The following is a 17,635-nucleotide window of genomic DNA, read 5'->3' as shown; positions in this document are numbered from 1 at the left end:
AATTGAACTTAAAATTTTGTCCTTTTGGTGACTTTCCGAGTTCGCTCTTGTGGACCAGTGCAAAAAAAAGGGCGCAGCCACTTTCGCTGCACCCCATTCGCAATTATACTGGCTGAACCCTGCCGGTCCAGCAGTTTATTTTACATAAATACGGCTGGTTTCTTCCCAATATTCGCCCGGCTCAAGGCCGAACAAGCCGATCTCGTCGGCGGGAAGATCCACCTTCGGTGCATTGACCAGATTGATTTGCGGCTCCGGACAGAAGAAACCTTCGGTTGCGCCATTGTTCCAGATCATCCATTGCTTATAGGAAGTGCCTACATCGTATACAAGAGTAACTCCGGCTTTGCTGTCCGTAAGCTCCATGCGGTTGCGACCGTTCCGGGCGGCAGCGGTGTAATGGTTGTCCATGGGCGCATAGAATGGATACAAGCCTTCATCACGCAGCGCAATCTCGTCTGCAGTCAGCTCCTGAAACGAGCCTGTCGGCAGCATGCGGTCGCTGAGCTCCCAGCGGTTGCCGATGGTCAGCTTTACGCGGTAATCCTGTGCTGTGCTTCCCGGCGCGAAGGGTGCGTTAATCGCAGTGTGAAAAGCAAGCAGGCAAGGCATAAGCTCCTCACCCTCATTATGCACCAGCAGCTGCTGGGACAAACCGGCTTCCCCCAGGCTGTAGCGCAGCTTGACTGTATATTTGAACGGCAGGTATTGATAGGACGGATGGTTCTCATCCACCTTAATGGCAACCGTGACGAAGCTTTCGCTTACACTGCTGCCGAATTCCACAACCTCCCATGCCGCTGTATGCAGGAACCCGTGCAGATGATTGCCTGTAGCTTCTTCATTTACCGGGAAGCGGTAGGTTTGTCCATTCCACGGGAACTCTCCGTCCTCGTAACGGTTCGGCGGAAACAGCACCGGAATGCCGTGAATCCCTGGGTTGGCCTTAAACGCTTCCATTTCTTCGGCACCCGGCTCATGCAGAAAACGGTAACCGTTTTCGGTATCGCGGAAGCAGATCAGATTGCCGCCGATGCCGGGCAGGATGGCCGCTTCGTACCGGCCGGCCTTCAGCCAGACCGCGGCCTCTCCTTCGTATAGACCTTCGTAAGCAGTAATTGACATTTTATGTTTCTCCCTTCCATAATCTCAAAATGACTCTCTCCTAGATAGATTACCACATCTGTCCAGGAGGGAATATGGCATTTTTACAACTGTTCAACTTCTACGCTCATTACATGCTCAATCTTCTTCACATCATAATAGATTTCGGTTGCATAATCCCGGTCAGGTGCGGAAATCACCATATCGATCATTTGTCTCCCGTCATCCAGATCCTTAATTTTCATCCGCCGGATCGTTCTTCCGTTCTTCTTCGATTTCGGGGATTCCACGGCATGGCGCTCTTCAATTTTTTGAATGACATCGGTGAGCACATAATTGTGTTCCATAATGATTTTGACGGAGATTTCATGCTTGTTCAGCACCTCAGGTCCAATGAGCTTGATCAGATGCGGAACGGCATTAACAGCGAACATCAGCAGCACTACCGCGTACCCTGCCTCCACATAAAAACCTGCCCCAACTGCGATTCCGATACCGGACGCCGTCCAGATCAGCGCCGCGGAAGTGAGTCCCGAAATAGCGTCCCCGCCCCGGCGGAGAATGACACCCGCACCCAGGAACCCGATCCCGCTGACAATCTGAGCCGCAAGACGCATCGGGTCCATATTCGGATGATCCGGCCCGCCGAATTTGTCGTAGGCATGAATGGAGACGAGTGTAACCAGACAGCTCGCAATACTGATGACCATACTGGTCCGGATCCCCAGCGGCTTCTGCTTCAACTGCCGGTCAATCCCGATGAACAGCCCGAACAGCATGGCCACAAGCAGCTTAACAATTGATTCCATATGCAGGTTAAAATCCATGTTCATAAGTGCCCTCTCTTCTAAGACGATAGGATAAGTATACCTCAAGTGGAAACGGCTTTGTCGTCCTTTTTAAGGACGGTACCGTTCATCGAGAAATACAAGGGATATTTGTTGCGTGAAGCATATAAATTCAACATATTTTTAAAATGCTGCAAATAAGTCTCATATAATTAGAACAAAAAAACGGCATCCCCGCCCTCTGCAGATGCTTTCCAGCCTGATAGGCTGTGCATGGCGCAGGGGACGGAATCCGTTTCTTTGGGCCGACCTTTAAATTAAAGATATGCTTCCTTACACGTGCTTAGAAGAGGTTACCCGTGCAGCAGCGACTCGGCGCCATCACAATAGATTTCTGTGCCTGTAATGTGATCTGAATCATCGGAAGCCAGGAACAATGCCAGCCTGGCGACCTGGTCGGGCCGGCCCGGCCCCTTCTCCAGCGGCTCCCCGCCATCCGGGAATTCCACGGTAATCTGTACTTCCTTCAAATCTTCGGACGGATAGGTGTTGTCGTCGATATTCGTTCTAATCGCACCCGGACAGATGGCATTGACGCGGATTTTGTATTGTGCGAGCTCCAGGGCAGCCATCTTCATAAAAGCGGTCTGTCCGGCTTTAGTCGTACTGTAGGCCGAAAAGCCGATATTCGAAAAGACGCGGTTGCCGTTAATCGAGCTGTTGATCAGGATGCTCCCGCCGTTTTCTTTTAAATATGGAATCGCATATTTGACAGTGGCAAAGGTACCGCGCAGGTTGATGTTCATGGTCTGGTCCCAAGACTCAATGTCCATGGTTTCAATGGGGGTCATTGCTCCATTAATACCGGCATTGGCGAAAACAATGTCGAGCCTGCCCCATTTTTCAGCGGCCTGCTTCACAGCGGCTTCGACCTGCTGCGGCTCAGCAATGTCACATTCGATGACGACTGCCTCACCGCCTTCATCCTCCACCTGCTTGCGAACCTTCTCGGCATTCTCGACTGTCCGGTCAAGCATTGCGACCTTTGCCCCGCTGCGGGCAAAAGCCAGTACGGACGCCCGTCCGATGCCCGACCCGCCGCCGCTGACGATTGCCACTTTGCCTTCCAACTTTTTATCTGCCATGCTCGAAGTCCCTCCCTATAGTTATTACAGTTTCAAGTTAAGTTGTTTCCCTAACCTTTACCTCGCATACCAGGAAGTGAATCGGCAGCATGGCTGATAACTTCAAATGAACCGCTTCTAGCTGTCCTCCGGCCAAGAATCCACGCTCAGGACCGGCTAGCCCTTCAGACCGCTGGTGCTGATACCCTCTACAATCTGCTTCTGGAAGATGAAGAAAATCAGTATGACCGGTGTAAGGCTCAGGACGGACATAGCGAACATCGGACCCCAGTTGGATACGGACTCACTGTCGAGGAACATTTTAAGCCCCATGGACACGGTATATTTGGAAGGTGAATTGAGATACAGCACAGGTCCCAGCAGATCCTCCCAGCGCCAGTAAAAGGAGAAGATCGCCGCCGTTGCCATTGACGGGCGGATCAGCGGAAGAATGATTTTATAGTAGAGCCTGAATTTGCCGCAGCCGTCGATCGTTGCCGCTTCATCCAGCTCGGCGGGAATGGTGCGGATGAACTGCAGCATCAGAAAGATAAAGAACGGAACTCCGAAGAATTGCGGAATGACAATGGGCCGGATACTGTCGAGCCAGTTCAGCTTCGTATAAATAATATATTGCGGAACCAGCACGACGTCTGCAGGCAGCATCAGCGTCATCATCATGATCCCGAACCAGAGGCCATGGCCGATAAATTTGTTGCGGGCAAAGCCGAACGCCACCAGCGATGATGAGAAAACCGCGCCGAACGTAGCCACGATAACGATAACAAAGGAGTTCTTGATAAAGACACCGAAGGAGTATCCGGCTACCCCTTCCCAGCCCTTGGCGTAATTGCCCCATTCCCAGGGATGCGGAAGCAGGGTCTGCGCGGTCACAAATACAAGACGGCTCTCCTTGAAGGAGCTCAGGACCATCCAAAGTATCGGGTACAGCATGATAATAGCGAGTCCGCCGATGAGAATATGATAGATAGGCCATTTAAGTTTAATCTTAGCCATGGCTCACTTTCCACCTCCCGATTCGTAGAAGACCCACGCTTTGGATGTTTTGAACAGAATGCCGGTCATAATGCCAACCAGCAGCAGCATCACCCAGGCCATGGCCGAGGCATATCCCATGTTGTTGAACATGAAGGCCTGGCGGAATAAATACAAGGAGTAGAGCATTGTTCCGTCCATGGGACCGCCCTCGCCTTTGGAAATGATATAAGCAGGCACAAAGGTCATAAATGCGCTGATGGTCTGCATGACCATATTGAACAGGATGACGGAGCTGAGCAGCGGCAGGGTGATTTTGAAGAATTTACGGAAAAAGCCTGCCCCATCCACACTTGCTGCCTCATACATCTCGCCCGGAATATTCTTCAGACCAGCCAGGAAAATCAGCATGGAGGACCCGAACTGCCAGACAGACAGCGTAATCAGCATGAACAGCGCAGCATTCGGGTTGCCGAACCAGCTTACAGGGCCCAGGCCGAAGAAACCCAGCATGCCGTTGATAATTCCGGTATCACTAAAAATATTGCGCCACATGATGGAGACAGCCACGCTGCCCCCGATGATGGAAGGGAGGTAATATACCGTGCGGTACGCTCCCACCATCCTGGACCTGGTATTCAGAATCATGGCTACGAACAAGGCGAAGCCCAGCCGGAGCGGCACACCGATGAACACATACAGCAACGTGACTTTCAGAGAATGCACATATTTAGGATCACCGGTAAACATTTTGATATAGTTGTCGAACCCGATCGAGCACGGCGGAGCGAACAGATTATATTTGGTAAAAGACAGATAAAGGGATATGGCCATCGGCACCAGTGTAAAGCAGAGAAAGCCGATAATGAACGGACTGATAAAGGCGTAGCCCGTCAGATTCTTGCGCAGCCGCTGGCCCAGCGGTTTCTTCGTTCTGCAGGCGCGTGGACTCGTCGTAGTAGGATTGCTTAAACCCAAGGTTCTCCAACTCCAATCCAGTTAGAATTCACAGTATGGTATGCCCCATTAAAATCTTTAGCGGTTCGCAAGAATCTCGCTGGCTTCTTTACGGAACTGCACGGCTGCTGCATCCGGCGTGATCTGCCCGAAGTTCATCTGCTCCGCAAGGTCGGTCAGCAGGGCAACGACTTCAGGCGAGCCAACAGGAGGACTCATCGGAGAGGTTTTTGGCTCCATATCGGCGACGAACTTGAACACCTGCTTGCCGGATTCGGTTAATTCCGCAGCCAGGGAATCTTTGATTTTGCCCGAAATCGGCACGCCGCGCTCACCCTTGATCAGCTTGTTGGCTTCAACGTTGTTGGTCCAGAAGTCAATGAATTTGGCGGCTTCCTCCTTGTTTTTGGAGTTGGCTGTGACCGACCAGTACATGCTTGGCTGCATATACAGGCCTTTTTCCATATCCGGTCCAGGCATTGGGGCCAGCTCCATCGGACGGTTTACTGCGATTTGCAGCGCCACATACTGGTTCGACCACTGCCAGATGCCGATTCCGGTTCCCTTCACAACATCCGCCTCTTCAATAACCCCCTTGTTCTGGCTCAGTTTGTCCTGTGAAGGTACAGCTCCTTGGGCAATCAGATCAGAGAGCATGCCAAAAAAGTCACTGAACTGCGCATCGTCATCATATCCTAGCGCGGAGCCGTCAGTGTTGTAGAGCGACAGTCCTTTGGTGCGCAGATAGTAGTTAAAAAAAATATCCGCCGCCATCGAGGAGTCCATATAGAGCCCGGCGGCCTTGGCTTTCATAGCAATCTCCTTGTATTGGTCCCAGGTCCAGTTGTCAGGAATCGAGTCTGCGCCGGCTTTCTTCAGCAGCGCGGGATCATAATGAAAGCCCAGCACGTTGACGCCCAGCGGGATGCCGTACTGCTTGCCGTCAATTTTGCCGGTACCCAGCACGTTTTCATTGACATCCCCCACCTGAACCGTTTGATTCAAGTATGGTGTCATATCTTCCAGCTGGCCGTTAGAGCCATATTGATTAATATAGGACACGTCCATCTGCACAATGTCGGGGAGGCGGTTGGCCGCTGCCTGGGGAGCAAGCTTTTTCCAGTAGTCATCAAACGATGCATATTCCGGCTCGATCTTGACATTGGGATTCTGGGCTTCATACATATCAATGACCTGCTGTGTATACGAATGGCGTGTATCCCCGCCCCACCAGGCGATGCGCAGCGTTACAGGGTCCGAAGAACTTGCCGCCGTTGCCGAAGCTGGCTGGTTGGCGGCTGCATGGGTTGATGCGGTATCGCGGGTGCTGTTATTGTTGCCGCCGCATCCGGCAAGCATGGACAGCAGCATCGGAACAGCCAATAATGCGAATCTTTTTTTCAATTGGATATCTCCCCTTTTCGAATGATGAGCAGGAAGTCCAGTATTACTGGCAACGCTTCCATATGTAAATTTTCGCAAATTCCGCCGCTTTCTTGAATACAAAAAACCGTCATCTTTGTTCAATAATCAGGTTCAAACGGGATTGTCCCTACTGCGGCTTCATAAAATCCGTTGGTGTCTTTCCGGTAACCTTCTTGAACACCTGGCTGAAATACTGGGCGTTCCCGCCAAAGCCATACAGCTCGGCCAGCTCAAACACCTTCACATCGCCGCTGTGCAGAATATGCTCGGAGGCTTTGCCGATGCGGTAGTTGGTGACGTAATTGGAGAACTTCTCGCCGGTCACTTTTTTGAAAATCTTCCCGAGGTAATCGGGATTCATGTACAGCATCTCCGCAGCCACCGAGCCGAGCGACAGCTCCGAGTTGCCGTAATCCGCCTCAATGATCCGCAGCATTGCATCCACAATGGAAGATTGGCGGCTGACGAAATGGCGGTCATACATAGCCGTCAGGCGTTCTGCCGCCTTCATGACACTCTCCTTGAGACTCCCCAGTGTACCTAGCCCTGCCAGCTCTGCGAGTCCTGATGTAAACCTGCTTCGTTCACCTGGACTGCAGAGCCGGATCAGGGCTGAATACAGCTGGAGCACATAGGAACGGGTCACATTGATATCAAACCGCTGGTCCCTAAGTTCGTTGAATAACCGCTCCAGCTCTTTCTTCACAGCACTTTGATCCCCGGCCTTGATCAGCAGACAAATCTGTTCCTCTCCGAGATCCATTTCATGGCGTCCGCTGAGTTCATCTGCAGGAATGTCGCTTCCGGTAATCAGACTGCCTTCTTCCAGATAAAAGCGGTGATTCATACACTGAAGCGTCTGCCGGTAGAGACTGCGCGATTGGGTCATCCGTCCCTTGTCGCTGACGGCGATCGTTGCATGGATTTTGTAAAAGTTATAAAAGGTCTCCTTCACCCCGGCAATCCGTTCCAGCAGATCACACTGATTGCCCGCGTTTTCCGTTTGTTCGAGCAGGATCAGCAGCTGTGAGCCGATAGTCGTGCTGAGAAGCACTTCGCTCAGCATATCCCCGGCAATATTTTGCAGGGCGAACAAATGCTCATACTCAAAGGATTCCTCCAGTCTGAACAGGATCAGCCGCACATTTTTTCCTCCAAGCTCCATGCCGAACAATTCCTGGTAGTAGTCCAGGTCATGACTGCCATAGGTTTTGTTGGATATCCATTCCTTCAGAAACTGCGCTTTGACATGCGGGAGCACCTTGATCAGCCGATGCTTCGTCTCGGTAATGAATTGCTCCCTGCTATGGCGTTCGTTCAGCTCCTGCACCAGCTCGGTCAGCGCCTCATGAATCTGCTGCTCATTGCAGGGCTTCAACAGATAATGCCTCACTCCGTGCTGCATCGCACTGCAGGCATAATCGAAATCCTTGTATCCGGTCAGCATTACAAACTTGATCCCGGGATACCTAACACTGCAACGCTCCACAAGCCCAAGCCCATCCAGCCCGGGCATGGAAATATCAGTGATTATAATGTCCGGGCTAAGCCGATCGATTTGTTCCAGCGCTTCGATCCCGTTGCGTGCCGTACCCGCCAGCTCCGTGCCCGCCCGGGCCCAATCCACCACTTGGGAAATCCCTTCCAGAATCAGGCGTTCATCATCTACCAGCAGTAATTTGTACATGTCTGTATTCTCCTCTCACATACGGGATATGCACCAGAATCGCCGTGCCTCCGCCCGGTCTGCTCTCAATCTCTGTTCCCCATTCCTGTCCAAAAACAATCTGGATGCGCTCCGTGATATTCGCCAGTCCAATACCCTCGCCCCGTGTCTGAATCCGGCCCTCCTTCAGCTCGCGGATGAATTCAGCGCTCATGCCCGGCCCGTTGTCACTGACCCGCAGATCCAGACCATCCTCCCTGCGGGAAATGGAAATGGAAATGATGCACGGCTCGATGTTCGGCTCCAGCGCATAACGGATCGCGTTCTCCACCAGCGGCTGCAGTGTAAGCTTGGGAATCAGCGCATCAAGCAGGCCATCCGGCACATCCAGCCGGAAATCAAGCCGTTCCTCAAAGCGCGTCTGCTGGATAATCACATAGCTGCGGACGATGTTCAGCTCCTTTTCCAAGGAAATGAGCGGATCTTTCAGTCCGATGGAGCTGCGAAGCAGGAAGCCCAGCGCCTCGACCATTTCTGATATCTGCTTCTGCCTGTTGACCTTCGCCAGCCAATTGATGGATTCCAGCGTGTTGTACAGAAAGTGGGGATTGATCTGTGCCTGAAGCGCTTTCAATTCAGTCTCCCGGATCACCAGCTGCTTGGCATAATTCTCATCGATCAGCTCCCGGATGCGGCGGATCATCATTTTGAAGGTCCGGTTCAGCTGGCTCACTTCATCCTGCGCAGTCTGCGAGACAAACCCCAGCGCCTGCTCCTCCAGATTGTCGAGGTCCCCCTTCTCGATCCGCTGCATCTTCTCCGTCAGCTTGGAGATGGGGCGCACTATGCTCCGTGCTAGCCTGTACCCCAGCAGAAGACCCAGCAGCAGGATGCAGCCAAAGCTAATCACAACCAGCCTTTTGACAAACGTGATTTGCCTGAACATTTCATTGAATGGAGTAGCATTGATATAGGTCCAGTCCATGTAAGAGGAATTTGTCTTGGTTACAAAATACGTGCCCGTGCTGTAGCGGACGGTCCTATACGCTTCAGGGCGCTGTACTTCCCTGGCCAGCTCCTTGGGGAGCAGCAGCGGTTCTCCGGGATAAACGGATCGCCCGGTTCCCTTATCCACCACAATCAGCTGTCCGCCATCCTCGGCGAAGCTGGTGCTGTCAGCAATAATCCGCTCGACGCGGATACGGATGACCAGGGTTCCCAGATTATCCAGGGTGAAGGCGGACCCGGTATACGATTTAATCTGCCGCACTGCGAGCAGTGAGTTCTTGCTCCCCTGTGTGAACCAAATGTTGCTGCCGGCACCTGCGATGGCGAGCGGTTTGAGCTGATCCTGCAGGGTTTCAGACAGCCACTCCCGGTTGCCGGCCGTCATGACACCGTCATTGGTATCCATTAGAATCATCGAATATACATATTTCTCTGCACCCGCAAAGGCTACCAGCCGGTTAATAATCTTGTTGTGCAGCAGCTGCCTCTCGTAAGGCGAAGGATGGTCCAAAAGCTGCCGCAGGCAGTTCTGAATTTGTTCATCCGACACCACCGCAAATGACAGCTGTTCCAGCTCCTTCAGCCCGTTTTCGATACTGACCGAGGACATCCCCAGCACCTCCGATGCCTTCCCGTAAATCTGGTGGTCATAAATGCGGTAGACGTATTGGAGAAAGATTAACGAGAACAAAAAAGACAGCAGCAGCAAAAACGAAATCAGCATAATCATTTTCTTAAAGATTCCCGGATTTTTGAAAGCGCTCTTATTTTTATCCAACAACATCCCGCTCCCTCTGCATTCTCTGTGGATTCTTCAAACGTATAACGATGGACTTAAGTGTTTCAGCAAAAACTAAAATGGTAAAGCATAATGTGAACTATTACATTTGATTATATCTTAATCCAAAGTGCCCTCCATGGAAATATAAACCAAAAAAACTTGGAAAAGCAGTCACCTTCGACTGCATTCCAAGTTTTTGATTGATCTCTAGGCCAAGCAATACTTACCCGAGCATCATCCGGTCATCTGCCAGCTTATGTCCGCTGATGCCCTCGAATTCACCGAGCAGCCGCTCTACCGTAAGATCCTGCTTGCGGTCTTCATCGATATCCAGAATAATGCTGCCCTTGTCCATCATAATCAGCCGGTTTCCAAGGCGGATGGCCTGCTCCATGTTATGGGTAACCATCAGTGTTGTCAGCTTCAGCTCGCGGACAATGGACTCGGTTAACCGGGTGATCAGTTCTGCGCGCGCGGGATCAAGCGCTGCCGTGTGCTCATCCAGCAGCAGAATCTGCGGCTGGGTGAAGGTCGCCATAAGCAGGCTCAGCGCCTGCCGCTCTCCACCGGAGAGCAGGCCTACCTTGGCCCGCAGCCGGTTCTCCAGGCCGATGCCAAGCCGGCTCAGCTGCTCCCGGAACAGGGCCCGGCGTGCAGCCGAGACGCCGAAGGACAAGCCCCGGCCCTGGCCCCGCTTGTAGGCCATCGCCAGATTCTCCTCGATCGTCATATGGGGAGCCGTTCCGGCCATTGGATCTTGAAAGACCCGGCCGATCCAGCGGGCCCGCTGGAATTCGGACTGCCCGCTGATCGGATTGCCTTCAATGCGCACTTCCCCAAGATCAGGTTTCATTACGCCGGAAATCACATTCATCAGTGTGGACTTGCCGGCACCATTGCTGCCGATAACGGTTACGAAATCTCCGGCCCGCAGCTCGAGGTCAATACCGAGCAGCGCGATTTTCTCATCCGGGGTGCCCGGATTGAACAGCTTGGAGACATGGTCAAGCTTTAGCATCGGCTGCCCCCCCTTTCTTGCTGGTCAGTGCCTGATTCGCAAGCTCCATGCTGCGTCTGCGCGCCAAACGGTTCTGCTTCATGAAACGCTGGATGGACGGGAAGACCAGTGCAATAATAACGATGATTGCGGTAATAAGCTTCAGATCCGAAGCCTGCAGCCAAGGTACCCGCAGGGCCAGCGCTACAACGATACGGTAGACGATGGAGCCCAGGACGACTGCCAGGGTTGCCCGGAACACATTCCCCGCTCCAAAAATCGCCTCGCCGATAATGACCGAAGCCAGCCCGATGACGATCATGCCTATCCCCATTGTGGAATCGGCAAAGGAAGAATATTGCGCGATCAGGGCACCCGATAATGCCACCATCCCATTGGACAGGCTGATTCCAAGAATGGTTGTCGTATCCGTGTTAACACCGAAGCTGCGGATCATCCGTGCATTGTCTCCGGTTGCCCGCAGGGCCAGACCCAGATCGGTACGCAGGAACAGATCCATCAGGATTTTGACGGCAATCATCACAAACGGCATCACCAGCAGCGGGTTCATGGAGGTAAATAAAGAATCCTCACCCATGAGTGACACATTGGGCTTCACCAGAATCCGCAGGTTAATGGAATAGAGTGCAATCATCATCAGAATCCCGGACAGCAGACCATTAATTCTACCCTTGGTGTGCAGCAGTCCGGTACACATCCCTGCTGCCATTCCGCCGGCAAGCGCACAGATCGTCGCCAGCCAAGGTGAATAGCCATGCGTGATCATCACTGCGGCAATTGCTCCGCCAGTCGTAAAGCTTCCATCCACAGTCAAATCCGGAAAATCAAGAATACGGAATGTAATATATACCCCTAAAGCCATAAAAGCATACAGCAAGCCCATTTCCACGGCTCCAAGTATTGAATCAACCATCGCTGACTTCCTCCCTCAAGCGGCAAGGGGCGTTCCTTGCGGAAGCACCCCATTATAATGTCTATAATTTATTGAATAATATTGTTGTCTGGATCGGAGACTTCCGCCTTCATGGCATCCGTCACTTCAACACCTTGCGCCGCAGCTGCTTTTAAGTTAATGATAAGATCCAGCTTCTCCTGCATAGCCACCTTCATGTCGCCCGGCTTGGCACCGTTCTTCAGCACCTCTACAGCCATTTGGCCTACCTGGTAGCCATGATCATAATATTTGAAGCCCACAGTTGCAAAAGCCCCCTTCTCCACCGTATCACGGTCTGCGGAGAAAAATGGGATTTTGTTGTCATTAGCCGTCTGAATGATCGTGTCAACTGCGCTAACGACCGAGTTGTCCAGCGTGATATACAGAGCGTCCACACGGCCAACAAGCGACTCCGCCGCCTGCTTTACTTCTGAAGTGTTAGTGATAGCAGCCTTTACCAGCTCGATGCCATGCTTGTCCAGCTCTTTTTTGGCAGTATCAGCCATAACCACCGCATTCGGTTCCCCTTCATTGATGATCAGGCCCAGCTTTTTGACATTTGGGAACTGTTCGGAAATAAACGTCATCAGGCGGGTGGTTGCCTCCGGGTTAGTGTCTGAAGCTCCGGATACATTGCCGCCGGGATGCTCAAGATCCGTTACGATCTTGGCGTCGATCGGATCGGTTACAGCCGCGAACAGAACCGGTGTGTCCTTGCCTCCCGCCTGTACTAAAGCTTGTGCCGAAGGTGTGGCGATCCCCAGCACGAGGTCATTTTTGTCTGCGGCAATCTTTTGGGCGATGGACAGGTTATTGGATGCGTCTGCCTGGGCATTCTCCAGATCTACCTTCAGATTCTCGCCTTCCACGATTCCGGCGTCTTTCAGCGCTGCCAGGAATCCTTCTCTGGTTGCATCCAGCGAAGGGTGCTCCACGTACTGGGAGATGGCAATTTTGTAGGACTTCGTGTCAGAGCTTCCCGAGTCTGCCGTTTTATTGTTTGTACCGCAGGCGGTAGCCGCCAGCATCAGACTTAGGCTTAGACCAAGCCATATTTTTTTTGTTTTCATCCTATAAACCCCTCTTCTTCTTTTTACGGATTCAGCGCGTGCCCCGGTAGTAGCGACTCAGCATTATTGCTTTTATCTATAAAAGCGTTAAAGCAAAAAGCTCCCGCGAAACCCGCCAAATCGTAACTATAATAAACTTATCTTATATAAAGGTTGATTTTCCGTCAATCATTATGGTACCACCACAATTTACAATAAACGCACAAAGATGGACAATGAACAGCTTCAGCAGCGTTCCTTTGACATAGATTGCCTACATTCCTTCTACATAAAAAAAACTGCGTGCGCGCAAACTTTAATTACAGTTTGAACATGGAGCGTGCCAAAATGACCTTGAAACCTGTAAAATCCATAGCTGCCGCTGTTTTGCTGGCTTCGGCCATGGTATCTGTCACCGCTTGCAGCTACAATAAAACCGACCAGAAGCCAAAGGTCAATTCAATGACCCCTGCCGGTTCCCTTTCGGGGAGCTACTATGAAAAATCCTCCTTCACCGACAGCCAGGGAAAATACTGGATTCCTTTGAAACCTGCAGCAGCGTCCATTGGCTACCGGATGAAGGATGATACCACCAGCGGCGGTTATGCCAAAATCGGTTATACCGATGTTATGTTTATGCTTCAGCCGGATTCAACCCAGGTGTTCTCCCTGGGACAGAAGATAACACTGCCGGATGCCCCGGTGCGCAGGAATGGCCAGATTTATATAACTCCCACTGCATTATCCAAGCTGCTGCAAACGGAGGTCGGCTGGAATCCTAGTACGGGTGAGATCAACGTCGCTTCCCCTTCGGATCATAAGGACAATGGAACTACCGGGACAAGTACCGGGATGAATTCAGGAACAGCTGAACAGCCAAAGTCCCTGCATATTCAGAGCCTGTCTGCTGGGGACAGCAGCGAACTCGTTGCCTACGCCAAAAAGTACCTGGGCGTCCCTTATGAATTCGGTGCAGGCCCGTACGAAGAGACCCACCGGTTCGACTGTTCCTCGTTCACCCGGCATGTCTTCAAAAAATTCGGGGTGGATCTGCCCCGTCTAGCCAAAGACCAGGATAATCTGGGCAGACGGGTCATCCGCAGTGAACTTGAAATTGGCGACCTTATCTTCTTCACAGTGCCCGGGCGTTTCGAGAGTGATGCGGTTCCGGGACATGTCGGCATCTACATCGGCGACGGCAAGTTCATTCACACCTGGGGTGATCCGGGCGTACAGATCAGCGACCTGGACAGCGGCTATTGGAGCAATGTCATCCTGCATATGCAGAGAGTGCTGTAACCGCCGCAGCTTGCCCCTAACAACAATGCAAGGAGATTCAAGTCTTCGGACAACCGAAGTCAGAATCTCCTTGCATTTTTTAAATATTACGAACTTTAGCTTCACGCAAATATCGCGATCATGTGATTCAGCCAGATCAGTCCCAAGTTTTGCTTTTCCCGCTGATTCGCAGCCCGATCTTCACCAGTTCTACAATGACTATAATCGCTGCGGCAGCACCACAGACAATCCCCCACTGCAAACCGCTCAGATGACTTACACCGAACCATTCATTCAGTCCCGGAATGATAATGACCAGCACCAGTAGAAGGCCGGAAATTACAGAAGCGCCAAGCATATAAGGGTTCGTGAACCAGCCGATCTGGAACAGTGACTTGGTGTTTGATCTGACATTGAACGCATGGGTAATCTGCAGCAGGCCCAGGGTTGCAAAAGCCATAGTAACCGCAACACCTTCGTTGTAATGGGTATGGGCCCAATAATAGACAAGCAGTGTCAAAGCCGCTTCAATGATCCCCTGATAGATAATCCCCGACCCGACCCCTCCGGCAAAAATACTGCTGCTGGATTTGCGGGGTTTTCGCGCCATCACATCGCTTCCCGCCTTTTCCAGACCCAGTGCCAGCGCAGGCAGGGTATCTGTCACCAGATTGATCCAGAGAATATGGATCGGCTCCAGGATGCGCCAGCCAATCATGGTGGCAATAAACAGGGTAAGCACCTCGCCCAGATTGGCGGAGAGCAGGAACTGGATCGATTTGCGGATGTTGCTGTATACCTTGCGGCCTTCTTCAACCGCCACCACAATGGTCGTGAAGTTATCATCAGCCAGCACCATGTCGGATACTCCCTTGGCGACATCGGTCCCCGTGATTCCCATGCCGACCCCGATGTCTGCTGCCTTGAGTGCTGGCGCATCATTGACACCGTCACCGGTCATCGCCACGATTTTACCCTTCTGTCTCCACGCTTTGACAATCCGCACCTTATGTTCCGGGGAGACCCGGGCGTAGACAGAGTAATCACTGACCTTCCCGGCAAAATCCCCCTCGCTGATCTGATCCAGCTCGCGCCCCGTGAGTACAGCCTTATCATCCTCGATAATCCCCAGCCTGATGGCAATGGAGGCAGCGGTATCGCGGTGGTCACCGGTAATCATTACCGGACGTATTCCCGCCTTGCGGCAGACCGCTACAGCATCGCGCACTTCTTCGCGCGGCGGATCGATCATGCCGACAAGTCCCGCAAACACCAGCTCACGTTCGGTCTTCTCGGTAGATATCTCAGCCGGCAGCCGGTCATGATCCCGGAAGGCAAAGGCCAGCACCCGCAGCGCTTCATCGGCCAGTGCTTTGTTGTTCTCCGTAATCCGGCGGGAGTGCTCTTCCGTCAGCGGAATCACTTCTCCGTCTGCATAGATGTGGCTGCATCTGGAGAGGAGCACATCGGGAGCGCCTTTGGTCAGCACCCGGAACCGGCCGTCTTCCACCTCATGGATTGTTGTCATGAGCTTGCGGTCCGAATCGAAGGGCAGCTCGCCCTTGCGCGGATATTTTTTCTCCAGCTCCCTTTTGTCCGTACCTATGCTAAGCGCATAGTCCACAAGCGCGGTTTCTGTCGGGTCGCCGAGGATAGCTTTGCCGCTTTTGGTCTGTTCCGTCTCTTTGCCTTCGTCGATGCTGGAGTCATTGCAGAGCGTCATCGCCTGAACCAGCCGTTCACTGCCGGGAAGCCCGGCTATAGACGAGCCGGCATCGGCCTTTTGCCCGTCTACATACAGCTTCTCCACCGTCATTTTGTTCAGTGTAAGCGTTCCGGTCTTGTCGGAGCAGATGATTTCCGTGCTGCCCAGCGTCTCTACCGCCGGAAGCTTGCGGATAATCGCTTTGCGTTTGGCCATCCGCTGCACACCAAGCGCCAGAATAATGGTTACGATTGCCGGCAGCCCTTCAGGAATAGCAGCTACTGCAAGTGATATAGATGTGAGCAGCATATCCAGCAGCTCCCGGCCTTCCAGCAAACCAACGGCAAAAATAACTACACAAACTCCCAGAATGATGAAGGTGAAATATTTCCCCAGCTCATCCAGTTTCTTTTGCAAGGGGGTGACATCGGAGTCCGCCTCCGAGATGAATCCGGCGATTCTTCCAACCTCTGTCTCCATCCCCGTCGCTGTCACCACGCCGACACCCCGGCCATAGGTCACGCTGCTGCTCATATAAGCCATATTCGTCCGGTCGCCCAGCACCAGATCCTCGCCCTCTAGCTCGCCAGCCTGTTTATCCGACGGCAGAGACTCTCCGGTCAGCGCAGCCTCCTCCGTCTGCAGTGAAGCCGTCTCCAGCAGTCTTACGTCGGCTGGGACTACATTACCGGCTTCAAGCAGAACAATATCCCCCGGCACCAGCTCTTCACTTTTGATCTCGGCAACCTGCCCTCCCCGGCGGACTCTGGCCAGCGGCGATGACATGCTTTTGAGCGCTTCCAGCGCCTGTTCAGCCTTATTTTCCTGAATGACACCCAGCACCGCATTCAAGATAACAACCAGCAATATGATGACTGTATCTGTCCATTCGCCCAGAATTCCCGATAAGACAGCTGCGGCCAGCAGTATAAATATCATTACATTTTTGAACTGCTCAATAAATTTGGCCAGCAGCGATTTCGTCTGGGTTTCCTTCAGCACATTTCGGCCATGGCGCTCCAGCAGCTGTGCGGCTTCATCCGGAGACAATCCCTGTTCCCGGGTGTTTAGTCTTTTCATTACTTCAGCTGTATCTAGTGTGTGGTACGCGACGCTGTCTTTAACCTGTGCTTTTGCAGAATCTGGATTCAATTTGGCAGCTCCTTCCCCTATATCACAATATAGGCTTTCCTCGTTATATGGAGTTTTACCCAAAAATATCCGGAGAATTCTGAGAACATATGGAGAAATATCAAAGTTTTCAGCGCACAAACCCTTTGAACATGTATAAAGCTCTGAAATCCGCTGCGCTGCTGGAAATCACCAAAAGCGTTAAAATTGCTCCATCCGTTCAAATTCAACTCTTCCTCTGTAAATTGATACCGTTTTGACTCTATCGTTTCCCATACAACAGGCAAAAAGCGCTCCCGCAGGATTTAGCGGGAACGCTTTTTAAGGAACACCGGCTTGCGCCATTCCTATGGCATGAGCTGCAGCCCTCTACCGGAACATCCCCCACAACCGGATCAAATGAAACGTATTATTGGGGTCTATCTTCTGGGCAATCACAAATTTCACAATTTGTTCTTCCTGTGCCGAGGTCAGCTTCTCCCCCAGTACTGCAGAAGCATTGCGCACCAGCCTGCGCACCACCGCAGTATCCTGAAGCTCCTGCTTGGAGATTCCGTTAATCATATTCTTAACTCGTTCTTTAACAGCCGGATTCTTCATCTTCAGCTTGATGCGATCCACCAGCTGGGGACTGATTCCAAATTGCTGATAGCCCACGCGCAGCACCTCCT

At 52.2% G+C, this 17,635-nt stretch carries 14 protein-coding genes; 1 reads left to right on the top strand and 13 read right to left on the bottom strand.

Going from position 1 to position 17,635, the window contains the following annotated elements:
* Positions 1-135 precede the first annotated feature (135 nt).
* The 11 genes from PGRAT_RS13020 to PGRAT_RS12970 form a co-directional block, all read right to left on the bottom strand.
* Positions 136-1,125 (bottom strand): aldose 1-epimerase, encoded by a 990-nt coding sequence (locus PGRAT_RS13020; RefSeq protein WP_025706191.1) that lies wholly within the window; start codon positions 1,123-1,125, stop codon positions 136-138.
* Positions 1,126-1,208: 83 nt separating this feature from the next.
* Positions 1,209-1,931, bottom strand: a complete 723-nt coding sequence (locus PGRAT_RS13015) for an MgtC/SapB family protein (RefSeq protein ID WP_025706190.1) — start codon at positions 1,929-1,931, stop codon at positions 1,209-1,211.
* 314 nt (positions 1,932-2,245) lie between these two features.
* Positions 2,246-3,037, bottom strand: coding sequence for an SDR family oxidoreductase (locus PGRAT_RS13010; RefSeq protein WP_025706189.1), 792 nt, complete (start codon positions 3,035-3,037; stop codon positions 2,246-2,248).
* Between the two features lie 156 nt (positions 3,038-3,193).
* A complete protein-coding gene (locus tag PGRAT_RS13005) occupies positions 3,194-4,033 on the bottom strand; it encodes a carbohydrate ABC transporter permease (RefSeq protein WP_025706188.1) in 840 nt (279 codons plus the stop codon).
* A gap of 3 nt (positions 4,034-4,036) precedes the next feature.
* The gene (locus tag PGRAT_RS13000; protein ID WP_036705361.1) at positions 4,037-4,933 is read right to left on the bottom strand and encodes a carbohydrate ABC transporter permease; all 897 of its coding nucleotides are present in this window, start codon (positions 4,931-4,933) and stop codon (positions 4,037-4,039) included.
* A gap of 114 nt (positions 4,934-5,047) precedes the next feature.
* Positions 5,048-6,373 carry an ABC transporter substrate-binding protein gene (locus PGRAT_RS12995; protein WP_025706186.1) on the bottom strand — a complete coding sequence of 442 codons (1,326 nt, stop codon included), beginning with the start codon at positions 6,371-6,373 and terminating at the stop codon, positions 5,048-5,050.
* A 148-nt stretch (positions 6,374-6,521) separates the two neighbouring features.
* Entirely contained in the window at positions 6,522-8,081 is a 1,560-nt protein-coding gene (locus PGRAT_RS12990) for a response regulator transcription factor (protein WP_025706185.1), read from the bottom strand.
* Positions 8,056-9,852, bottom strand: coding sequence for a sensor histidine kinase (locus PGRAT_RS12985; RefSeq protein ID WP_036705359.1), 1,797 nt, complete (start codon positions 9,850-9,852; stop codon positions 8,056-8,058). The genes PGRAT_RS12990 and PGRAT_RS12985 overlap by 26 nt, the downstream gene beginning before the upstream one ends.
* Before the next feature lie 220 nt (positions 9,853-10,072).
* Positions 10,073-10,867: an ABC transporter ATP-binding protein gene (locus PGRAT_RS12980; RefSeq protein ID WP_042268047.1), complete on the bottom strand. Its 795-nt coding sequence runs from the start codon at positions 10,865-10,867 to the stop codon at positions 10,073-10,075.
* On the bottom strand, positions 10,854-11,780 hold the full coding sequence (locus tag PGRAT_RS12975) for an ABC transporter permease (protein WP_025708261.1): 927 nt from the start codon (positions 11,778-11,780) through the stop codon (positions 10,854-10,856). Before PGRAT_RS12975 ends, PGRAT_RS12980 begins: the two co-directional genes overlap by 14 nt.
* 68 nt (positions 11,781-11,848) lie before the next feature.
* Complete coding sequence (locus tag PGRAT_RS12970) at positions 11,849-12,871, bottom strand: ABC transporter substrate-binding protein (RefSeq protein ID WP_025708260.1); 1,023 nt, start codon at positions 12,869-12,871, stop codon at positions 11,849-11,851.
* 327 nt (positions 12,872-13,198) lie between these two features.
* Here PGRAT_RS12970 and PGRAT_RS31605 point away from each other — a divergent pair, with 327 nt between their 5' ends.
* Complete coding sequence (locus PGRAT_RS31605) at positions 13,199-14,149, top strand: C40 family peptidase (RefSeq protein ID WP_025708259.1); 951 nt, start codon at positions 13,199-13,201, stop codon at positions 14,147-14,149.
* Positions 14,150-14,285: 136 nt separating this feature from the next.
* Here the strand turns inward: PGRAT_RS31605 and PGRAT_RS12960 are convergent, their stop codons facing one another.
* Positions 14,286-16,985, bottom strand: a complete 2,700-nt coding sequence (locus tag PGRAT_RS12960; protein ID WP_025708258.1) for a cation-translocating P-type ATPase — start codon at positions 16,983-16,985, stop codon at positions 14,286-14,288.
* A gap of 348 nt (positions 16,986-17,333) precedes the next feature.
* Positions 17,334-17,621 (bottom strand): stage VI sporulation protein F, encoded by a 288-nt coding sequence (locus tag PGRAT_RS12955; RefSeq protein ID WP_025708257.1) that lies wholly within the window; start codon positions 17,619-17,621, stop codon positions 17,334-17,336.
* Positions 17,622-17,635 lie beyond the last annotated feature (14 nt).

The sequence above is a fragment of the Paenibacillus graminis genome (assembly GCF_000758705.1).
Taxonomy (GTDB): domain Bacteria; phylum Bacillota; class Bacilli; order Paenibacillales; family Paenibacillaceae; genus Paenibacillus_AQ; species Paenibacillus_AQ graminis.
This window is presented reverse-complemented; position numbering and strand designations above follow the sequence as displayed.